17 protein-coding genes are annotated in these 15,752 nt (G+C 41.8%); 10 read left to right on the top strand and 7 right to left on the bottom strand.

Features of this window, described 5'->3' with window-relative positions:
• Positions 1-234, top strand: a 234-nt coding sequence (locus tag F6J99_RS28705; protein WP_293117830.1) for a hypothetical protein, incomplete at its 5' end; no start/stop codon positions are given.
• A gap of 566 nt (positions 235-800) precedes the next feature.
• Here F6J99_RS28705 and F6J99_RS28700 read toward each other — a convergent pair.
• Together F6J99_RS28700 and F6J99_RS28695 are read right to left on the bottom strand one after the other, a co-directional pair.
• Complete coding sequence (locus tag F6J99_RS28700; protein WP_293117827.1) at positions 801-2,582, bottom strand: AarF/UbiB family protein; 1,782 nt, start codon at positions 2,580-2,582, stop codon at positions 801-803.
• Between the two features lie 482 nt (positions 2,583-3,064).
• Positions 3,065-3,418 (bottom strand): hypothetical protein, encoded by a 354-nt coding sequence (locus F6J99_RS28695; RefSeq protein WP_293117825.1) that lies wholly within the window; start codon positions 3,416-3,418, stop codon positions 3,065-3,067.
• 467 nt (positions 3,419-3,885) lie between these two features.
• On the opposite strand from F6J99_RS28695, the gene F6J99_RS28690 reads away from it, so the two are divergent.
• Positions 3,886-4,017 (top strand): hypothetical protein, encoded by a 132-nt coding sequence (locus F6J99_RS28690; protein ID WP_293117822.1) that lies wholly within the window; start codon positions 3,886-3,888, stop codon positions 4,015-4,017.
• A 1-nt stretch (position 4,018) separates the two neighbouring features.
• Complete coding sequence (locus tag F6J99_RS28685; RefSeq protein WP_293117820.1) at positions 4,019-4,180, top strand: transposase family protein; 162 nt, start codon at positions 4,019-4,021, stop codon at positions 4,178-4,180.
• Between the two features lie 373 nt (positions 4,181-4,553).
• Here the strand turns inward: F6J99_RS28685 and F6J99_RS28680 are convergent, their stop codons facing one another.
• Positions 4,554-5,702 (bottom strand): glycosyltransferase family 4 protein, encoded by a 1,149-nt coding sequence (locus F6J99_RS28680; protein WP_293117817.1) that lies wholly within the window; start codon positions 5,700-5,702, stop codon positions 4,554-4,556.
• A gap of 436 nt (positions 5,703-6,138) precedes the next feature.
• On the opposite strand from F6J99_RS28680, the gene F6J99_RS28675 reads away from it, so the two are divergent.
• Both F6J99_RS28675 and F6J99_RS28670 read left to right on the top strand, forming a co-directional pair.
• Complete coding sequence (locus F6J99_RS28675; protein ID WP_158516936.1) at positions 6,139-6,294, top strand: hypothetical protein; 156 nt, start codon at positions 6,139-6,141, stop codon at positions 6,292-6,294.
• Between the two features lie 509 nt (positions 6,295-6,803).
• Positions 6,804-7,022, top strand: coding sequence for a hypothetical protein (locus F6J99_RS28670; protein WP_070390860.1), 219 nt, complete (start codon positions 6,804-6,806; stop codon positions 7,020-7,022).
• A 257-nt stretch (positions 7,023-7,279) separates the two neighbouring features.
• On the opposite strand, the gene F6J99_RS28665 is transcribed toward F6J99_RS28670, so the two are convergent.
• The 3 genes from F6J99_RS28665 to F6J99_RS28655 all read right to left on the bottom strand — a co-directional run bounded on the left by F6J99_RS28665 (position 7,280) and on the right by F6J99_RS28655 (position 9,825).
• Complete coding sequence (locus tag F6J99_RS28665; RefSeq protein ID WP_293117812.1) at positions 7,280-8,698, bottom strand: cytochrome c biogenesis protein; 1,419 nt, start codon at positions 8,696-8,698, stop codon at positions 7,280-7,282.
• A 127-nt stretch (positions 8,699-8,825) separates the two neighbouring features.
• Positions 8,826-9,020: a hypothetical protein gene (locus F6J99_RS28660; RefSeq protein WP_293117810.1), complete on the bottom strand. Its 195-nt coding sequence runs from the start codon at positions 9,018-9,020 to the stop codon at positions 8,826-8,828.
• Positions 9,021-9,084: 64 nt separating this feature from the next.
• Positions 9,085-9,825 carry a cytochrome c biogenesis protein CcdA gene (locus tag F6J99_RS28655; protein ID WP_293117807.1) on the bottom strand — a complete coding sequence of 247 codons (741 nt, stop codon included), beginning with the start codon at positions 9,823-9,825 and terminating at the stop codon, positions 9,085-9,087.
• A gap of 380 nt (positions 9,826-10,205) precedes the next feature.
• Between F6J99_RS28655 and F6J99_RS28650 the strand changes: the two genes are divergently transcribed.
• From F6J99_RS28650 to F6J99_RS28630, 5 genes are all read left to right on the top strand, one after another.
• Positions 10,206-10,733 (top strand): MarR family transcriptional regulator, encoded by a 528-nt coding sequence (locus F6J99_RS28650; protein ID WP_293117805.1) that lies wholly within the window; start codon positions 10,206-10,208, stop codon positions 10,731-10,733.
• A gap of 147 nt (positions 10,734-10,880) precedes the next feature.
• Positions 10,881-12,200, top strand: a complete 1,320-nt coding sequence (locus F6J99_RS28645) for an ABC exporter membrane fusion protein (RefSeq protein ID WP_293117802.1) — start codon at positions 10,881-10,883, stop codon at positions 12,198-12,200.
• Between the two features lie 52 nt (positions 12,201-12,252).
• Positions 12,253-13,401 (top strand): ABC transporter permease DevC, encoded by a 1,149-nt coding sequence (devC, locus tag F6J99_RS28640; RefSeq protein ID WP_293117799.1) that lies wholly within the window; start codon positions 12,253-12,255, stop codon positions 13,399-13,401.
• A 273-nt stretch (positions 13,402-13,674) separates the two neighbouring features.
• Entirely contained in the window at positions 13,675-14,370 is a 696-nt protein-coding gene (locus F6J99_RS28635) for a DevA family ABC transporter ATP-binding protein (RefSeq protein WP_293117795.1), read from the top strand.
• Positions 14,371-14,632: 262 nt separating this feature from the next.
• Entirely contained in the window at positions 14,633-14,755 is a 123-nt protein-coding gene (locus tag F6J99_RS28630) for a hypothetical protein (protein WP_293117793.1), read from the top strand.
• On the opposite strand, the gene grpE is transcribed toward F6J99_RS28630, so the two are convergent.
• Positions 14,721-15,386 carry a nucleotide exchange factor GrpE gene (gene grpE / locus F6J99_RS28625; protein ID WP_293117791.1) on the bottom strand — a complete coding sequence of 222 codons (666 nt, stop codon included), beginning with the start codon at positions 15,384-15,386 and terminating at the stop codon, positions 14,721-14,723. The two genes, F6J99_RS28630 and grpE, sit on opposite strands and share 35 nt — an antisense overlap.
• Positions 15,387-15,752: the final 366 nt, after the last annotated feature.

Here is a 15,752-nt window from a genome sequence, read left to right as displayed (position 1 = left end):
TCGGAAATAACCATAGACCCTTGGGTGAGGTGGAAAGTCATGGTGCAGCATGTTCAACTGGGATCCACTACGCTGCACATAGCAGATCCCGTTGATGATAGGAGCGCAAGTTTACCCTCCTCAGATGCCCAAAGGTATAAGCGGTCGCAACACTCCCCATTCTACATCACTCATATCACTTGGATAGGGTTGGCGGTGATGATTGAAGATTTGAGGCAAACGACTCTTAGTTAGTGAGAGGGGGTGACATGAACCCTGAAAATTTTACTATATAAGGCTTTGATGCCAGTTCTCTTAGCAAAGATCAACTAGCAAATTGACCCTAAGAAGGATTTAATGGCAAGCTCAAACCCTTATAACTACGTCCAAGGTCAGGCGAAAACACCATGTATCTTTCAGGTGCGACCCGTGGCGAATTTAATAATTAGATGCGGAAAGAGCACCGATTAAGTAACATATCGGCTGAACGCACTACCCAGTAAGGATTTTAGCTGGCATCTCACCCCCTCAGCGTGAGTAGTGAAAGTGCATCATTTCATAGTAAGAATTCAGGTCAAGGGTTTTAACCTCTCCCACTGTTTAAAACTTCACCTCCCCTCGATTCATGTAATGCACCCATTGATCACACTACTTCTAGGATATAACGAGGCAAGAAAACATGCCCTAGGGGGGCGAAACCATACCCAGAATCAGCAACGCCTTTCTCCTTCACATTCGATGGAACCAGTACCCATCATGCAAACAATAGGAAAAACGACTGTATAGGCGGGAATTTCAGATCCACACTTATGAGTACTCTGTTATATTTTCTGAGGAAAGTCTTTACGCTTCAGAACTTTTGCTCCTGCAAGCAGTATTCTAGCACTGAGACCAATCAGTATAAAAATACCAATCCATTCCAGATATGGAAGATGGGGAATTTGTTGAAAAAACTCTTCAGCCAGTTGAGTATGAATAGGTTCAATCGCTTTAAAATAATGTTGATAAAGGAAACTATAAACTGCAACTGGTTCAGTTATTAGGAGTAAATAGGCTAGAGATTGGAAACCTACTACCAGCAAAAGTGCAAAAATATTACTGGTTAACTCAAATGCGATGGTTCGTTGTCGCAACTCAGGTAAAATCAGGTTATTGTACTCGCTAATAGTATCAAAGAACTGGTTAATCGAATTTCTAATACTTGTTGGCTCTAAACTTTGTTTGAGAGCACGTTTATCTGACTGGCGATTATATTTTTTAGATGTCTTGAAAAAATCAAATTCAGGTAATAGGTACTGCATTGTACCATCTAGAGTTAAAAAAGATCGACTCATTTTGAGAAAAGTCCAATTATTTGGGATACGATATTTGGTCAGCACTTTAGATAAGTCAGCCGTTGCCGCACCAAAAGACTTTTCTTTAAACTCTACCCCTTTAAGTTGCGCTTTGGAGGACCAACTCTCTATAGCACGCGACATCTGTGCCCTGACTGTAGGTACATTAACTCTGGGAATATCAACAGCCAACCGCATGATGTAATTAGACGCTTTGCTAAAATCTCCATATGTCAATGCATTCGTATACTCATTATAAGTCACCCTCAACTCCCTATCCAGGGATCCCACGCTACCCATGTCAATGAATACGACTTTGCTCCGACGCAAGAAAATAATATTGCCTGGATGTAGATCTCCATGGTACAAGTTATCTTCAAATACTTGTCGAAGTAATGAAAGAAATATCTTTTCACCTACTTTTTCACTATCAAAGTCATTTTCATCCTCCCATTGAGAGGCTCTGACGGGATCCCTATTCGATACTTTAATATAATCAGAGGCAAGAACCCCATCGATATATTCCATAACTAAAACTCGACGTTTACAATATTTATCATAAATCTTTGGAACATATATTTTATGCTGTTTTAGTGTTTTTCTCATATTACGAGTATTAGAGGCTTCATAGCGATAATCTAATTCCTCATTAAATATTTTATCTAACTGCGATACTGCTTCATCTAAACGTAGGTAACTCATAAAATTCAAAGAAATTAACAGGTTGACAACGACTTTAATTAAATCCAAATCTCGCTTGAATGCTTCTGCTAAATTTGGACGTTGAATTTTAACGACTACCGGTTTTCTTTTACTGCGCAACGTTGCTCTATGAACCTGACCAATTGATGCAGCTGCCAAAGGAGTCTCATCAAAATCTTGAAATATTTTTTCCATGGGTGCTCCTAGCTCTGACTCAATTGTTGATCTAACCATAGCCATAGGGAATCCAATCGCTTCATACTGAAGACGTATTAACTGGTCACAAATCTCATCTGGTAAAATATCGTTTCGCAATGCTAACAACTGACCAGTTTTTACCCAGAAGCCTCCCAAATCTTCAAATATCTGACGTAGCTCGTTCGCATTCTTTTGTATATCTGGCTTATTTGTAATTCTGCGAAGTTGTATACCTAAAAAGTAAATAATAAATCGTCGGATAATGTAGAGAGTAGAAAAACGACGATCTTCCAAATTTTCAGCTATTTTAACTTTCTTTCGTTGTTTGTTATCAATAATAGGAGTAGGGATATCTTCTTTCTTCATCATATTATAAGCAGCCAAAAATAAATTTTAATAATAATCATTGATATCTCGTAGTTATCCTATCATGAAATCCTGAATGTAGTCTTATCAAAAACTAGCTAGTTTTAGGGAGTCCACGATAGTTTCGCTACTGAAACTGTTACTCTTTAAAAAGTACTGCAGTCCATGTTGGATGAGTTTGCGGTATTAGCAAACATAAGTAGAGAAACAGATCAACATCAAAATCAGAAATGTTGAATCGCTAAACCAAACTTTACATAGTTTCATAAATTAACCCTATAAAGTCGTATTTTACTTTCACCAAATTAGTTTTGTAAACCAATGTACATAGGTAATTTATTGAGACATATATGATTAAAACGAATTTTATCTAATGCTGTTTTTCCAAAATCTTTCAGCGTTCGCGTAGGGTGGCCTACGGCCAAGCCGACGCTGCGCGAAGAGCTATTTTTATTAGCTGTAATCTTAAATAAGTGATTAAATAGCTATAAATCTGAATAATGAATAACTATTCCCCCTACGTCTGAACGGCAAATGTCCAAGCCACAAAATAATTTAACTTGATGATATCCTTGGCTCCATGATAGTTTATTTTTTAAAGTAAAAATAGTTGAACTATCGGCTGTAGGCCACGCTTCGCTAACGGGAATAAATAAATTTCGGTTTTTAACTTGATTTTTTTTTGAATTGAGTTGCCTTTGAAATTGATGAGTTATTTCTGGGCTAAAAAAAGTTTCTCTCTTATTAACCGCTTTATAAAAGTTAGGGTTCGTTAAGTCTATTTCTTGAAGATTTAACCGTTTCAATAAATCTCGCATATTGACCACACTCTTATCCATTACATACTCCAACTAACAAGATACAAATGAGAAGGTACTGAGAGATAGATAATCTTTTTTTGGTAACGGTTCCAAAATATCTTTTATGATTTTTGGAAAACTTATTTAAATCATACTTAACGAGTATGAATTTTATAGCTTTGATGATTTTATCATATTGAACAACTTTTTTGACACTTTTTTTTGACATTCAACACTTCTGCATCAAAATAATTACCAAGAACATGATAGTATTCTGAGGGGGTGACATGCCAGCTAAAATTCCAGGGTAATCGCAGCTATTTTGTATAAATTGTACTTGACAAAACACACGTTGGCGCAAAAGTTGGCTTTGGTTCAATTCAGACTAGACAATCTCTCCAGAATCCAGGAAATTGGATAGAGATTAAATTAGTCTGTTCACATGCTCTCAGCCCTGATTTCCCTTGGCTTTGGTGCTCCCACCCCATCGCCCCTTTCAACAAAGGATGAAACAGCTCATTCATAGCGTGATTAATCAGTTTGAGGCATTGGATGACCCGAGAGTCAAACGGGAACCCAAGCATAAACTTGTAGATATTGTGACCATCGCCATCTTGGCTTCTGTCTGGGGCAGATAATATGGTAGCCATTGAAACCTATGGCAAACCGAAACAGCAATGGTTAGAGACGTTTTTGGAATTGCCCCATAGTATTCCATCTCACGATACCTTTTCGGGAGTCTTGGCATTGATTGACCCAACTCAGTTGCATGAATGCTTCAATAGTTGGGTGGAGCAGTAACCCACCCAGCTAGAGATTAAGCTGATCAATATTGATGGGTTTAACTGCTCGGGGTTCCTACGATCGCGAAAAGCAATCTCATTGGCTTACACACGGTGAGTGCCTGGGCGAGTGAACATCATCTGGTGTTAGCTCAACAACGGGTCCTTGAGCAAGTCCAATGAGATCACAGCCATTCCCGTGCTATGGAAGGGCAACACCCGTGTCGTGATGGTGATACGAAGTTCTCCCTTACCCTGCCAATAATAATACCTAATGTGCCAACTCTTCATGACGCTTTCATCAGCCGAAGAAGGGATGAAGGTATGATTGAAAACTGTCCTAGGTTTTTGATACCCAGTTGACAAATGTAAATGGGATTACCCTGCTATCCTTAGGATAGACAACAGTCTGAAATAATCCGGGAAATGTCTGAAGCAACCCGCTCCCAACCATAATACTTGTCACCCAGATGGCGTCCGTATCGACCCATTTTTTCAGCTAACTCTTTATTGGACAATAAAGAGTTAATTGCTTCTGCAAAGGCATCGGGATTCTCATAGTCACTGATCAAGAGACCGTTCATACCTGGGATGACTACTTCTGCGTTTCCTCCTCGCATTGTGGTAACCATAGGAAGACCTGTTGCCATTGCTTCATAATGAACTCGTGCTAAAGGTTCTTGCCATTGAGATGCACAAACAAAGATATCACCCATGAGGAAGTACTTCTGGACATTTGCAGGTGGAATAAAGCCAGTCAAATAAATTGAGTCTTCATAGGTTTTTGCTTGTTCTTTCAGTTTACGAACATATTTATTTTCCTCGTTATGGCCGTACCATTTGCTACCCACTATAAAAAGAAATGTTGATGGATGTTGTTCTAGAATTTGGGGTAAGGCAGAAATTAGGATATGGGGTCCTTTCTTAATACTTAATCGACCTACATAAACAACGATTTTGCGTTCGGTCAATCCGTGAGAACTTAGCAATTCTTGGCGACTTCTAGATCCTTCCGGTGACCATCGGGACTGAAACTGTTCTAAGTCAACTCCTGCATATACGGGGTTAAGTTTATGTCGGTAGTCAGGGAAGAGATCGGCAATTCCATCAGCAATAAATTTGCTGACTGTTATGACTCCTCTGACCTTCTCTAGACAAGTCTCAGCAACCTCAGGTTTAATCTTCTCCTCATGAAACATTTCATTGTGCATGCTCAGGAGAAACTGACTACTAGGGCTAGCAGCAGCAATAGAGGGTAAGTATTTAGGGCGATTGTAAAGAATGACTAAATCGAATTTTTCCTCAGCTACAAATTTAGCAGCTGCTTGGTAGTAAGCATCACTATCACCTGTCGGGAAGCGCTGGTAGCTGACTCCATTCAGGACATGTTGATTGGGCAAATCTGAATCAGTGACAGAAAAAACACTAACGTCATGAAACTTGCTTAGATAAGGTAGTATTCCGTCAATATAAGTCTGGATTGCACCTCCTCGAATACATGGAACAGGAAGCTTCTCAGTGCAGATTAAGAGGATCCTCACTACTTTGACCTCATAACTTCTTAAATTTGATTACTTTTCTCTGACGACATGATTACTCAGCTATTTGCTGTCCTTAATTTAGGGGCGTTGCAAAGCTGGTTTTCAGTTCGCTGACAGTGGTAGCTTGGTTAGACCTTGGACACAACGAGTTATTCACCAAACTTAGTGGTGACTGCTGATAGCAGGACGCAATCTGCAACCTGATTTTGGGTTTTTTCGAACACCCAAACCTTGAGATCAACCCATGCTTATTAATCCATATAAAGTGTGTTTAATTTTTTTGACACACTGTATATGGATTTTATTGCCAAGATTGCTCAATGTTATTGTGCCTTCAATGATTTTATAGTTATTGTGCCCCCAATGATTTTATATGAAATGTAAGAATTTAGGTGAGGGTGGTTGACAAAATATTGAAATCCGGTGTGGTAGCGGCATGAGCGAACAACTGAAACCCGAAAAACTAGCTCCCCCCCAACTCAAGCCACTGACAACAGAGCAGTTGGTGGTCGTGATACTGCAGCAAAAGCTGATCGACCAACTGTTGAAGGAATTAGCCGAACTCAAGCTCACACTTAAACCCAACACCTAAATTACCTCAGAATCGTCATAGCGCGGACTTAATAGACCTCTCCAAAAACTTGAAACTATCTCAGTAACTGCTTTTCAGCGCTCAAATTGACCAAGTCAATTTTACCTGAGGGGGCGACATTTGCCCTGAAAAGCTTACTATATAAGGCTTTGATGCCAATTATCTTAGCAAAGATAAACTGGCAAATTCACCCTACGAATGATTTTATAGAAGCTCAAACCCTTATAACTACCTCCAAGCTCAGGCCAAAACAGTATGTATATTCTAGGTGCGCACCTGTAGCGAATTTAATTCGCCTAGGTCAGGCGCACCGATTAAGTAACATATCGGCTTAAAGTACTCCCAGTAAGGATTTTAGCTTGCATTTTACCCCCTCAGGTCTCCTCTAGAAGGAGAAAGAACATTTGCTATCGTAGGAGATGCAAGTTCAATTGAAGAGGCCACAGACATTGATTATTTTATCACTAACGCCTAATGTGAATTAGACACAAGAGAAAGGAGGCTCGAAGATGGAAATGTCACTGACCACCCGGAAACCTCCTATGAACAGTATAGACTTTCCAACGCTGATAACCACCATTTTTGTTCTGGTGGATTACTGGTATCAACAAAAAATTCAACCCCTCTTACTGCTGAAAGCAGGAGCAAAAGCGCGTTTGAGCGATTCAGATTCAGAGGTGGAAATCCATACCGTTCCTGGTAGTCATATATCTAATGATGAGAGCTAATTTGTCAAGTAAATATTAATAAGCTTGAAAGCCTTACTATGATTGTCTTTTGGGTATTAAATAGTTCAATTGTTCTAGTTTAGAGCAAGCCTTATCCTACAAGGTTTAGTGCGAGTTTACAAATCAGCTCTTAGGCTCCAGCATCACCAACTTTGCCCTTGATGTTTGGGTTGATCACCATAGTGGTTCGGTTACTCAGTTATCCTTTCTGATTCTGTTTAGTACCCTCCCCTGTTCCGTTGCTGCATCGCTATATACTAAGCAGATTTAGCCAGTAAAGGTTCTACGGTCTGGGAGGATTCACCGACCTGCTCTAAAATCTCAATCAATTCCCGTTCAAAGGTGACCAAAGCACGATTGGTTTTCCCACCAATATAAAAGCGATCGCCTTTTTGTAATGCCCAAATCTGAGAGTGGGAGACATAACTCATCAGTACCCCTAACATCAGTAAGCCAAAGCCAGTGTATACAAAGGGAATACCGGGGTCAGCTTTAATTTGTAAGCCAGTGCTGCCGATGACATCTTTAATTTTAAGTATCACCCCATTGACCTTAATCCCCATACCAGGACGAACGGTGGAAACGAGATTACCCGTTCCATCATAGACAAACAGCGTTCCCTGCAAATCCCTCGCTAAAAGGGATACCCCTTCACTTAAATCAGGTTTTGTGGGAACCCAAGTTCCCCAAATCCGTCCCTCACCATTAGTGGGAAGTTGTGCCATGGGAAGCTGGAAAATTGGACTATTATTCAACTGCACCTGAATCCCAGCAATCCCCCAATCGGTTTGGTAAAAGGTGACACCTCGATATCTTAGGGGCTTATTCACATAAATAGTCTCTTGGTCAACGTCCTCACCTTGACTATCCAAAACTGACAGATTGGAGTAAAATTGGTCAATATCCCCTGACGGAGTGTAATCAATCCAGAAGCGATTCACCCGCACTGACAAATCTTTGGGGATTTGGGGCCAAGCAAACGGACCGGCATCAATAATGTTTCTAACTTGGAATGTATTGCCACTGGTAACCATTTCCTGAGCCGTAAATCCTGTCATTGAGCCCCAAATTGACCCTCCCAGGATAATCAACATACTGGCATGAACTACAATTGGACCAATCCGTCCGATAATTCCTTTACGGGCGTACATAGTATCCCCCTCTTGGAATACCTTGTAACGACGCTTCTCTAACAACTCCGTGAGGGAAGTAAAAGACCCCTTGTCCAACTCTACACTCAAAGCAAGTTTCCCAAACTGGCGGGGTTGTTTGTAAAACTTCCAATTCCGGGCTGCTTTTAAAGCCGGAAATTGACGAGTGAAGGTACAAGCGGTCAGACTACTACCAAATAACACTAATAAGGACAAAAACCACCAAGTCCGGTAGACATGATCTAACCCTAGGAGCAACAACACCTTCCAGCTGAGGAAACCAAACAAGGCTGGGTCTTCAGGATAATTGGCTTGGTAAAACGCCAGAGATTCCCCCTGTTCAATCACTGTACCGCTGATGCTAAATAATGCGATCGCAAGCAGCAAGATAATCGCTAACCGTAAGTTAGCCAGCACTGATACTAAGCGACGCCACCACCTACTGTTACTAGTCAATGATGAGTTATCTGATGAGTTATCTGATGAATTTTCTGATGAGTTATCTGATGAGTTTTCTAAAGTCATATCCAGTCTAGTTAATTACTTGCTTTCTTAATAAGATGAGCAGATTTAGGAAAAGAATCTCAGTAGCATTCAGCGGTCAGCGGTCAGCTTAAAATAAACCCAGCGTAGCGTGCGCAAACAATAGAATTTAATAGTTCGAGATTAATGATAATTGAAAGTCACCAGAAAAGTCCATTGCGCGTAGCCCATAAGCTGATAGCTGATACGCGACACGCTGATAGCTGATATAGCGTTTGTTAGCCGAATGACCTACACATGATTTTTCCCGTGTTCCCATATCAGCAGTTTCCTGTTCCCTAAAACCAGGAACTCTGTACCTCACCAAATTTAAAACCGCTATAGCTGATAGCTGATAGCTTACGACGCACTCAGCACTAAGTACTCACTCAAAAAATTCCCACAGGAATCCGAGACAACAAAGAAAACACACCAAATGCCACCAATAGCGCACCACTTACTGGTGTAATCCAACTCGACCACTGTCGCAATTCTAATAATCGTTTAATTGAAGCAGTAAACGTACCTGCCAAGATCAAGGGTGCCACATAACCAGCTGTATAAGACAACAGCAAGGCACCACCTAAGACTAAATCTTTAGTTGAGACAACCCAAGCCAGTAACGTTGCTAATACCGGTGTACTGCAAGGTGAAGCGACTAAACCGAAGGTCAAACCAATCAGATAAGAGCGTAACCCTTTCGGCCATTCCTGGGAAATCCAATCCATACCACCCCAACTTGGAAACTGTAGCGGAAGTGCTTCTAGTAAATTCAACCCCATAATAATGGCGATTAGGCTGACAATAATCGGTAAGCCAACACCGATTTGACCATAGACTCGCCCAATAGATGCTGCGATAATTCCTAATCCAGCTAAGGTTGTGGCTAAGCCTAAGGCAAACCATACCGATTGGGTAGCAGCTTGCAGCCGTCCTTGATTTTCATAACCACCGATGTAGCCCATTGTGATGGGTAGCATTGATAGCATACAGGGGGTTAGGCTAGTCAGTAACCCAGCCGCAAAGATGATGGCGATGCTGACTAGGCTCAGGTGAGTCAGTTGGCTGTCAACCAGGTTATTAGCAAATTGTTGGAGTTGATAGAGTTGAGTCGAGAATGTGTCAATCATAGGGAATCTGAACACCCAGTTTGGTTGAATTGTAGCGTATTTAACCCCTCAAGTACGGTGGCCAAATCCCACGGATATATAGCGCTTCTCATATTAATGAGGCGGTGTGACAAGGCGCGAGGTTCCCAACTCCTAGGTCGCCGCTCCGCGAACGCCTAGGGAACGCGCACCAAGAGAGTAGACAGGATTTTTTTTCTGTTGCCTGTTGCCTGTTGCCTGTTGCCTGTTGCCTATTCTCTATTCCCTATTCCCTATTCCCTATTCCCTGTTCCCTAAAATCCACAACTTGTATACCTCACCTATTTGAGAAATACTTTTGAGAAATACTATAGTAAGGCACGATAATAATAAGTCGGCAAACTTTTTTAAGGGGATAGACTATGTTCACTAAACGTGACCTTCCCTCAGAGCAGGAACTGCTAAATGTGGCGAGACAGTACCCTGAGCTAGATATAGCATCAGTGTTTACTTGTCTGTCGTTCCTGAAAACTACCACTGAAATCTACGAAGCGATTGACACTCATATGGGTCGCTACGAGTTATCAATCGGTAAGTTTACTGTACTCATGTTATTACACAAAGCGGGTTCGTTAGGCTTGACTCCTTCCGAATGTGCTCAACAGGCTGGTGTTACTCGTGGGACAATCACAGGTCTGCTCGATGGTCTCGAACGTCAAGGGTTAGTTAAACGCCAGCCCCACCCAGATGACCGACGGATGCTGATGGTTCAGCTGACTCCAAACGGTTGGCAGTTCTTGAAGCAAATGCTTCCCGACCACTTTAATCGGGTGACAGGTTTGATGGCTCACCTGACTGGCGCAGAAAAGAAAACCTTCGTTAAACTTTTAGCAAAGTTGCGAGCGGGAACCCCTGCTATGCAATCTGCTGAATTTCAGCTGACCCAGTAATGAGGGATTGCTCAAAAAATCTGTTAGCGGTGCTCGTAATTGTATTTCCCTTATGATAAATTAAATAGTAAGGAGCCATATAATATGGCACACAATAGATAGTTATGGCTCATATAACCGACAGAAGTTGATTTAACCGGAGAAGTCATGGAGCCAAAGATTGGGATAAAAGATCAGGGATTATCAAAGCCCCTCAGCCGTTGGGTGATTGTACTGGCTGGTGTTGGGATTCTGGCAACTGTGGCCGCTAGCCGATACAGTTTGGACATGGTCCGTGAGCGCCCGCCAGAACCAGTCCCATCCCCCATTACAACCCCAGCTATCCGAGCTGTAACTGCTCTAGGACGTCTCGAACCTGAGGGGGAAGTTATTCAATTAGCTGCTCCAACGACTTTTCAAGCACCAAGGGTGGCTCAGTTACTGGTTAAGGAAGGAGATAAAGTAGGTGCCAATCAATTGATTGCCATCATGGAAAATCGTGATCGCTTACAAGCGGATTTAGAACGGGCGAAAGCGGAGGTTAAAGTAAGCCGTGCGAACTTGGAGAAAGTCAAAGCTGGTGCTAAAAGTGGAACCATTGCTGCTCAGGACGCTAAGATTAAACGACTAGAGGCAGAGTATCGGGGGCAGAAGGAGGCGCTACAAACTCGCATTGACCGTTTACAGACTCAGCTGCAAGAAACACAACAAGAGAAAGATGCCACAGTCAGGCGATTAGAGGCTCAGTTAAGGAATGTGCAAGCAGATTTTCAGCGCTATGACCAGTTAGAACGAGACGGTGCGATCGCAATTTCCGAATTGGACAGCCGCCGCCTAAACGTAGAAACTGCCCAAGAGAGCGTGAGTGAAGCCATAGCCAACCGCACCCAAACTATAAGCACCCTCAGGGAACAACTCAAAGAAGCTATTGTCAACCGCAACCAGACCCTAGCTGTGGTAGAAGCACAGATTAACGAAGCTAAAGCTACCCTCGAAGAGATAAAAGAAGTACGTCTAGTAGATATTAAACAAGCTGAAGCTGAGCTAGAAATGGCTATGGCACAAGTCAAGCAAGCCGAAGCAGAATTAAAATTTGCTTACGTCCATTCTCCACTAGATAGTCAAATTTTGAAAATTAACACTTATCCAGGAGAAACCGTAGATCAAGAAAAGGGAATTGTTGAACTAGGGCAAACTGACCAAATGATGGTTGTTGCTGAAGTCTACGAAAGTGATATTGGTAAAGTCAAGCTAGGACAGAAAGTAACTATTATTAGTGAAAGCAAGGCATTTGAAGGTAAGCTCAATGGCAGTGTAGTTAGAATTGGGCAACAAATTGACAAACAGGATGTTCTTGACACTGATCCAGCCGCTGACGTAGATGCCAGAGTTGTCGAAGTAGATATTCGTCTCAATCCAGAAGACAGCAAAACAGTTGCTGATTTAACTAACTCCCAAGTCATCGTAAAAATAGTTACTACTGATTAGTCAATCGCTTTGCTCCAATTAAAAAATGGTCATTAACCAGTAACTATTAATCATGAAAATACCTTTAGCATGGTTACAATTGACCCATGAAAAAATGCGTTTGCTGGTGGCACTGGCAGGAATTGCTTTTGCCGATATTTTAATGTTTATGCAAATGGGTTTTCGGGATGCTTTGTTTGAAAGTAATGTGACACTACATAATAGCTTACAGGGTGACATTTTTTTGATTAGTCCCCAGTCCCAATCAATACTCGCTCTGAAAAGTTTTCCTAGTCGCAGGTTGTATCAAAGTATTGCATTTGATGGGGTCAAATCGATCCGTGGGATATATATGGACTATGGCCTCTGGAAAAATCCTCAAACCCGTGAAACTCGTAGTGTGCTTGTGATTGGGTTTAATCCTACTGACAACGTCTTCAATTTATCTGGAGTAACCAGCAATCTGGATACAATTAAAATGCCAGATGTCGTTTTGTTCGATGACAGCTCCAGACCTGAATATGGACCTATTGCGGAAGAGTTTAATCAGGGCAAAGAGATAACGACTGAAGTGAAACAACGTCGCCTTCGAGTAGGGGGCTTATTCACCCTAGGGGCTTCCTTTGCAGCCGATGGAAATGTGATCACCAGTGATTTAAACTTTTTCCGCCTTTTCCCTGACCGCCATAGAGGACTGATTGATATCGGTTTGATTGAATTAGAACCAGGGTTAGATTTGGAGCTAGTTGTCGAGAAGATGAGACGCGAACTTTCCAAGGATGTTAGAGTTTTATCCAAGGAAGAGTTTGTTAATTGGGAGACAGCTTACTGGCAAAGCAGTACATCCATTGGCTTTATTTTTACCCTCGGTAGCGCTATGGGATTTATCGTGGGTACAGTGATTGTTTATCAAATTCTATATACTGATGTCGCGGATCATTTGCCTGAGTATGCTACCCTAAAAGCCATGGGTTATAAAACCACCTACCTATTGATTGTTGTTTTTCAAGAAGCTCTGATTCTGGCAATTTTAGGTTATTTTCCCGGATATGGACTGGCATTAGGGTTGTATAGTTTAACGAAAAATGCTACCAGTTTACCCATAGCTATGAGTCTAGCTAGGGCAGTGACAGTGTTGATTCTGACGATTATCATGTGTTGTATTTCCGGTGCGATCGCGATCGGGAAACTCCAAGCAGCTGATCCCGCTGATATTTTTTAAACGTAAGCTATCAGCTATCAGCTATCAACTTATGGGCGATGCGCACGCTTTGGGAACAGCTTTTGAATAAAAGAGGTAAGCATTCGTTTAATCTCTGTTACTGCTGCTGATGGGCTTTTCCCCAGAATTTCAATTCGATAAAATCTCGAACTATTAAATTCTTCCATTCGAGGTTTATTTTAAGAATTAGGCTGACAGCTGACAGCTGACGGCTGAATGCTTTCCCTCAAACTATAATCAATAACTAATAACTAGCTAGGAACGAAAACTGTCATGGTGGACGAACCAGTTGTATCCATTAAGCATCTCAACCATTACTTTGGTAAGGGTTTCCTACGGAAACAGGTTTTGTTTGATATTGACCTAGACATCCACCAAGGAGAAATTGTGTTGATGACTGGTCCTTCTGGATCGGGTAAGACCACATTACTAACCCTAATTGGAGGATTGCGATCGCCTCAATCTGGTAGTCTCAAAATCCTAGGAGAGCAACTGCTGGGAGCCAATAAACGTCATTTGATAGCAGTGCGGCGTCATATTGGCTATATTTTCCAGGCTCATAACTTACTCAAGAGTTTAACAGCTCGCCAAAATGTGCAAATGTCAGCAGAACTACACCCAGAACTTTCTACTAAAGATGCTATTACTAAGTCAGTAGCTATATTGGAAGCAGTGGGGTTAGGTAAGTGGGTGAATTACTACCCAGATAAACTTTCTGGAGGACAAAAACAACGAGTCGCGATCGCTCGTGCTTTAGTGGGTAATCCCAAGATAGTCTTAGCTGATGAACCAACAGCAGCACTAGACAGTAAATCCGGTCGTGAGGTGGTGGATTTAATGCAGCAGTTAGCTAAAGAACAGGGCTGTACAATTTTACTCGTTACTCACGACAATCGAATTCTCGATATTGCTGACCGGATTGTTAATATGGAAGATGGGCATCTCAATGGTATCAAAGCAGTTAGTTAAGCTAATATCATGTCCGGTTGAATAATTACACAAGGCGCGAATCGAAGGCAGAGGGCAGAAGGCAGAAGGCAGAAGTACAGGAGTAAGGTTTAATCGGAGATGGTTTTTGATCACTAATTATCCGGATATAATATAAAAGGCTGACAAATATAAACTAAAAAATTGTTTATCTAAAATATAAAATAGGAATTAAAAATTTGATAATGAATGACTAAATTAAATTAATTGTTCATTTAGTACTATAGCAATTCGTGTAGGAATTGTGATAATTTTTATTCCCTACTCCCTACTCCCTACTCCCTACTCCCTACTCCCTGTTCCCTGTTCCCAGATCCGCTGTTCCCTACTCCCTACTCCCTACTCCCTACTCCCTTTGCTATATTAGCTGGACTAACTTTAGCACGATGCAGCAACTTATCACCAATGCGGTAGCCAGTGTAACGTACCCTAACCCGATCACCTGGTTGAGCACTGCCTGACATGAGTTGGTGTTGTTGTGGATCGTAAGGGAGTTCGTCCCCCACAGATGCGATCGCATCCACACCCCATTTTTCTAGCAACTGTTCCACTGGCTTTACCAGAGGCAATAATCTCACAGCTGGTAACTGCTCATTCTGTTGTGCCGCATAAGCAGCAGTCGGCCATTGCACTAGCCAGGATTCTAGCACTTGTAAACTAGATTGCTGAAACTCTTGCATTAAAGTCTCGCGCTGCTGTTCCAACTGCTGTTCTAGACGCTGGTACTCCTGCTTGAATGTTGAGTCTTCCTCCTGTAAGGTAGAAACAGAATTTGGCAAAAACATAACCAGTAACTGATTCACCGACACCTGCAACGCTTGAGCAAGTTTCAGCAGCGTTTTTAGCTGCATCTGCGAGACCTGACCTTTCCGCAAACGCCTCACTTGCAACTCGGAAACATCAGCTCTGAGACTTAGTTGCCTAAAACTAGGAATACCCACTTTTGCCATAAGTTGTCGCAACTGTTCACTGTAATTGGGATAGGAAGACTCGGTCATTTCCAGGCTGACGTATCAAGAATAAAGGATAACAGGAGAAGATTTAGAAATCTGATCAACTCCAATAGAGTAATCATCATATCCCTGATTGTGATTATTGGTAAGTGCAATCAGCTATCAGCCTTTGGCCACGGCTGATAGCTGATTGCTGATAGCTGACTGCTGACTGCTGACTGCTGACTGCTGATTGCTGAGTGCTTACCAAATTAGAAATTTGATCAAAGTGCATTTACCCAGAAATCAGCCGTTACAATCTCACCATTACGCTTAAATTGACCCCACACTTTATATGTGCCTGTTTCCGGAAATTGGGTAGCAAAACGTATCGGTTCAGTAGTTTTACCTGGAAGTGCGTGAGCATGAATG

This window comes from Moorena sp. SIO4G3 (assembly GCF_010692305.1).
Taxonomy (GTDB): Bacteria; Cyanobacteriota; Cyanobacteriia; order Cyanobacteriales; family Coleofasciculaceae; genus Moorena; species Moorena producens_A.
This window is presented reverse-complemented; position numbering and strand designations above follow the sequence as displayed.

What these genes read in the sequence shown, in the direction of transcription:
- F6J99_RS28690 (WP_293117822.1), top strand. Translation starts at nt 3,886, where the DNA reads ATGAAACAGCTCATTCATAGCGTGATTAATCAGTTTGAGGCATTGGAT.
- F6J99_RS28665 (WP_293117812.1), bottom strand. Translation starts at nt 8,698, where the DNA reads ATGACTTTAGAAAACTCATCAGATAACTCATCAGAAAATTCATCAGAT.
- F6J99_RS28655 (WP_293117807.1), bottom strand. Translation starts at nt 9,825, where the DNA reads ATGATTGACACATTCTCGACTCAACTCTATCAACTCCAACAATTTGCT.
- grpE (WP_293117791.1), bottom strand. Translation starts at nt 15,386, where the DNA reads ATGACCGAGTCTTCCTATCCCAATTACAGTGAACAGTTGCGACAACTT.
- F6J99_RS28685 (WP_293117820.1), top strand. Translation starts at nt 4,019, where the DNA reads ATGGTAGCCATTGAAACCTATGGCAAACCGAAACAGCAATGGTTAGAG.
- F6J99_RS28675 (WP_158516936.1), top strand. Translation starts at nt 6,139, where the DNA reads ATGAGCGAACAACTGAAACCCGAAAAACTAGCTCCCCCCCAACTCAAG.
- F6J99_RS28650 (WP_293117805.1), top strand. Translation starts at nt 10,206, where the DNA reads ATGTTCACTAAACGTGACCTTCCCTCAGAGCAGGAACTGCTAAATGTG.
- F6J99_RS28635 (WP_293117795.1), top strand. Translation starts at nt 13,675, where the DNA reads ATGGTGGACGAACCAGTTGTATCCATTAAGCATCTCAACCATTACTTT.
- F6J99_RS28695 (WP_293117825.1), bottom strand. Translation starts at nt 3,418, where the DNA reads ATGGATAAGAGTGTGGTCAATATGCGAGATTTATTGAAACGGTTAAAT.
- F6J99_RS28670 (WP_070390860.1), top strand. Translation starts at nt 6,804, where the DNA reads ATGGAAATGTCACTGACCACCCGGAAACCTCCTATGAACAGTATAGAC.
- F6J99_RS28700 (WP_293117827.1), bottom strand. Translation starts at nt 2,582, where the DNA reads ATGATGAAGAAAGAAGATATCCCTACTCCTATTATTGATAACAAACAA.
- devC (WP_293117799.1), top strand. Translation starts at nt 12,253, where the DNA reads ATGAAAATACCTTTAGCATGGTTACAATTGACCCATGAAAAAATGCGT.
- F6J99_RS28645 (WP_293117802.1), top strand. Translation starts at nt 10,881, where the DNA reads ATGGAGCCAAAGATTGGGATAAAAGATCAGGGATTATCAAAGCCCCTC.